This is a genomic window from Robiginitalea sp. (assembly GCF_049588695.1).
In the GTDB taxonomy this organism is placed as follows: domain Bacteria; phylum Bacteroidota; class Bacteroidia; order Flavobacteriales; family Flavobacteriaceae; genus Robiginitalea.
The window spans coordinates 1-4,836 of record NZ_JBAVZJ010000305.1 but is presented as its reverse complement, the minus strand read 5'-3'; the positions used below and the strand labels follow the sequence as shown (position 1 = coordinate 4,836).

General features: G+C 50.9%; 2 protein-coding genes and 1 riboswitch. Both genes read right to left on the bottom strand.

Annotated features, from left to right (window positions below):
* Positions 1-7 precede the first annotated feature (7 nt).
* Positions 8-1,180 carry a trans-sulfuration enzyme family protein gene (locus WBV75_RS07560; RefSeq protein WP_424120022.1) on the bottom strand — a complete coding sequence of 391 codons (1,173 nt, stop codon included), beginning with the start codon at positions 1,178-1,180 and terminating at the stop codon, positions 8-10.
* A gap of 16 nt (positions 1,181-1,196) precedes the next feature.
* Entirely contained in the window at positions 1,197-4,607 is a 3,411-nt protein-coding gene (thrA, locus tag WBV75_RS07555) for a bifunctional aspartate kinase/homoserine dehydrogenase I (protein WP_424120021.1), read from the bottom strand.
* A 101-nt stretch (positions 4,608-4,708) separates the two neighbouring features.
* Positions 4,709-4,827, bottom strand: a riboswitch (SAM riboswitch).
* Positions 4,828-4,836 lie beyond the last annotated feature (9 nt).

Below are 4,836 nucleotides of genomic sequence, written 5' to 3'. Positions count from 1 at the left end.
CCCATATCTATTCCCCGAGGGCTTGCCGGAGGTCTGCAATGACATCCCCGGGGTGTTCAAGGCCCACGGAAATCCGGACCATTCCATCGGAAATTCCGCTTTGCGCACGTTCCTCCGGGCTGAGTTTACTATGCGTTGTAGAGGCCGGATGCGTTACAATGCTGCGGGAATCCCCCAGATTGGCAGAAAGCGACAAAAGCTTAATTCTATCAAAAAAACGGCGTCCGCCCTCGACTCCCCCGTCAACTTCAAAAGCCACCACACACCCCCCGGCTTTCATCTGTTTTCGGGCCAGCTCGTACTGAGGGTGTGAAGGCAGAAAAGGGTACTTTACCCAATTCACCCCGGGTTGTCCCTCCAGGAAAGAGGCCACAGACAGGGCATTCTCACAATGACGGTCTACGCGCACGGGTAAAGTCTCCAGGCTCTTGGACAGGACCCAGGCATTAAAAGGCGAAAGTGCCGGTCCGGTTATACGGGCAAATCTGTAGATTTTGTCGATCAGGGCCTCCGAGCCTACGGCAAGTCCGGCCAGCACCCTACCCTGTCCGTCCATGAGTTTGGTGCCCGAATGTATGACGACATCGGCTCCGAAACGAATAGGTTGTTGCAGGTATGGGGTCGCAAAACAATTATCGATGACCAGTAACAACCCGTGCTTTTTGGCGAGGTTTCCCAGCAGTTCCAGATCCAGCAGGTCTACTCCCGGATTGGTCGGGGATTCGGCGTAGAGGATTCTCGTCTCGGGCCGGATCAGGGATTCAATGGCTTCGGGCTGGTCAAAAGGGAAATAGGAGTGTGAAATCCCCCATTTTGGAAAAATGGAGGTAAACAGGGTATGGGTAGAGCCAAAGACAGATCGCGAGGCCACAATATGATCCCCACTCTCGAGCAAGGCCGCGAAGGTGGAAAATACCGCAGCCATACCCGAGGCAAAAGCAAAACCCCGCTCTGCCCCTTCCATAAGGCAAACCTTGTCAATGAGTTCATCGGTATTCGGATTGGAATACCGGGAGTAGATCGTCCGGTCCTTTTCTTCAGCAAATGAAGCCCGCATATCCTCCGCATCATCAAAGACAAAACTGGAAGTGAGGTACAGGGGTACGGAGTGTTCCTGAAAGGAAGTTCTCGGCAATTGGGTCCGTATGGCTGTGGTTTCTGTGTGTTGTTTCTTCACGATTGTACGTTTAATGGTGTTAAAATTCAGTATGCCCTTTTTCTGCAATTCGAAGCAAATCCCCAAATACCCCCCGGGCCGTCACGGCTGCCCCGGCCCCGGCCCCCTGTATCACCAGGGGATTTGAGCCGTAGGACTCTGTATAAATCTCAATGAGCGAATCTGCCCCTTGCAGGTTACCCAAAGCACTTGCCACAGGAACGGGCTCGAGTTTGACCTGCAACAGACCCTTTTCTTTTTGGAGGTCCCCCGACAGTTCGCCAATATAGCGAAGCACATGCCCCAGGGGAACTTCCCCCCATCTGTTTTGAAAATGTGCATCCAGGATATCTGAAGCCTCCAGAAACTCGCGTAAAGATGTCTTCCTCAACGCTGCGGGAATCAGGTTTTCAATCTGTATTTCCTCAAATTCATTCCGCAAACCGAGCTCCCGGGCCAGAATCAGCAATTTACGGCCTACATCATTACCGGAGAGATCCTCCCTGGGGTCCGGTTCCGTGTATCCCGCTTCTAAAGCCTGCCTTAGAATCGCACTGAACGAAGTACCCTCCTTTGAAAACGAATTAAAAATATAACTCAGGGATCCCGAAAACACGCCCCGGATCCGGGTGATATTCTCCCCGGAAAGGTGCAACAGTCGAATGGTATCTATAAGGGGAAGGCCGGCTCCCACATTGGTCTCATATAAATATTGCTTTTGATTGGCCCGCAGATCATTTCTGAATTTAGCATAGGTGTCATACGATCCGGTATTCGCGATTTTATTGGAGGAAACCAGATCAAAGCCGTTCTGAATCAGGCTCAGGTAATCCTCTACAAAGTCTTTACTTGCGGTATTGTCCACCGCGATAAGATTTTCCAGGTGATGTTCCGATGTCATGCGGAAAAGGTCCTTCAGGGAATACCCCTCCTTTTGGTGCTTTAACTGTTGCTGCCATCCCGCCCCGATACCCCTGGGGTCAAAAAGCAGTTTTCTCGAGTTCGCTATGGCTGCTATTTTTATCTCAATTCCTTTGCGGGATTCTATCTCCGGCGCGGAGGCCAGGATTTGATCAATGAGTGTACTCCCTACCTGACCAACGCCGAACAAAACGAGATTAATCGTCTTGCTGATTCCAAAAATCTGACTGTGCATCACATTCAGCGCCTTGATCATGTCAGCCTTGTGAACCACCAGGCTGATATTTCGCCCGGTTACGGCATTATTGAATAAAAGAGGGACAATCTGATTTCGAATCAGGGCTGTATAGGGTTTGTGAAAAGTACTCAGATCCTGTCCCACCAGGGAAATCACGGCGACATCCCGGGTGACGAAAATCCGGCTGATATCCCGGGTCTTGAGATCTGCCTCAAACTCAGCTTCCAGAACAACCCGGGCCTGTTCGGCTTCTGAAGCTTTAACCACTAGCCCAATACCCCTTTCAGATGAACCCTGAGAAATCATCCCCACACTAATCCCATTGCGACCCAAACTCTGAAATATCCGGGCATCAACCCCCGCTTTTCCCAATAAACCACGGCCCTCCAGATGGATCAAAGCCTCCTCCTCAATGACGGAAAGGGAACGCACCCCATCACGGGTCTTTTCAGCACTGATAAGGGTGCCTTTACCCTGTTTTTCAAAAGTATTCAGGATCCGCAGTGGAATGTTCTTCTCCAGCAAGGGGATGATGGTTTTCGCATGCAGGACACTCGCCCCGAAGTTGGCCATTTCATTGGCCTCATCAAAGGACAATTGGTCGATACGACGGGCATTGGGGACCAGGGCAGGGTTAGCCGTATAAATCCCGTCGACATGGGTGTAGCTTTCGAGTTCATCGGCGTTGAGGAAATTGGCCAGCAAAGAAGCTGTATAGTTACTTCCGTTTCTGCCCAGGGTAGTGGTTTGTCCTGCAGCAGAAGACGCAATAAATCCGGTTACAATCCCTACCTCACCGCTGTCCATTTGCTCAAAACAAGTACGGACACGCTCCCGGGAAAGCCCTTCCTGAATACGTGCATCGCCGTATCGCGCATCGGTAAGCAGAAATTCCCGGGAGTCCAGAAAACGGGCCGGAACATCCATTTTTCGAAGTAATCCACTTACCACCCGCACAGAGAGCAACTCGCCAAAAGCCCATACATGATCCCTGATTTTAGGACTGAAATCCCCCAGCAGGCGCACCCCATCGAGGAGGCGCTCCAACCCGGTAAAGAGGTCTTCCAAGGTCTCTCCTTCCAACGGTTTCTGCTGGTATTTTCGAAAGTCCCGAAGTAAATGTTTAAAATCCCTGCCCTGAGCGGCGGATTCCAACATTTCCAATAATTCATCGGTAGCCCTACCACGAGCCGAAAGCACAACCACCAGGCGCTCCCGGGCAAAATATTTATCCCGGATGATCTCCACAACGCGGTCCAGCCCCTCACCATTGGCCAGGGAAGTACCCCCGAATTTTAAAACTTTCAACGGACTGGGGGTGGCTTCAGGCTGAAAAACAGGCCTGAGGAGATCCTCCATCTGTTCGTGCTCTATTAGAAAGGCATCGTGACCGTGAAGGGAGCGAATCTCACCATAGGTCACGTTGCTGCGTGATTCTGCCAGGTGCCGGTAGGTTTCCCGGTTCTCTGAGGCCGTAAAGAACAAATCGGAATCCACCCCGATGATATGGATACAGGTATCGCTGTCCTTTAAGGCCTGAAAACGATCCGTGCCTCCCCGCGATATATCGATAGTCTTTAAAAGTTGATTGGTGAATTTATAGGCGGCTAATTGAAACCGCTTCTGCAACTTCTTCCCGTGGTGCAGCAACCAGCTCTCCACGTTAAATACCTGGAGTTCTTCATTGGTCGTTCGCTCAAAGCGCGCCTTAAAGGACTCCGGAGTGCGGTAACATAGCATGGCGTGCATCCGGGCATCGTGAACCGGGTTGCTGGAATTCTCCAGAAATCTTTCCTGGATCTGACAGTTGGCAATCAGCCAGTCCGTCGATTTCCAATCTGAAGCGACTGGAATGAGGTGCTGGGTCAGGTTGGGTTCTAAAGCTGCCATTTCCCAGGCAATACCTCCGCCGAGGGATCCACCGATTAAGGCAAAGAGCCTGGGTATTTCTAAATGCTGCAGAGCTCTTATAAAAATCCTGGCGATATCCGCAGCCACAAAATCCTTATAATTCTCGATCAGAAAGCCATCGTAACCATTCCCGGGAATATTAAAACACAAAACGGTAAACCGATCCGTATCTATACATTTACCAGGACCTACCAGGGGAACCCACCAACCTTCTGCCCCGGCAACGTTGGAATTCCCGGTCAATGCGTGATTTACCAAAACAACAGGGGCCGTATGCAATTCCCTCCCGAATTCTTCATAGGACAGGGTTATGGGCAATGTGGTCCCATTTAGGGTGGAAAAATCCGCCCATTCGATTTTCTTCAATGCTGTTGCTCTCATCTCTACAAGCTGTATTCCGATGCAGTTGCCCGTATTGACGGACGCTGCAAGGGTGGAATTTGTGAATTTTGAGAAAGAGGAGAGATCCCGGGGGGAATGGAAAATTATCTGTCCCCCGAGCTTGTGCCCGTGGGTAGAATGTAGCACCTTCTTCACCACAATGGGCGAAGGGTTGCCAAGGCTTCAACGGGTCTAATCCCTTCACCTTTCTCGATAATGTCAATATAAA

What these genes read in the sequence shown, in the direction of transcription:
- thrA (WP_424120021.1), bottom strand. Translation starts at nt 4,607, where the DNA reads ATGAGAGCAACAGCATTGAAGAAAATCGAATGGGCGGATTTTTCCACC.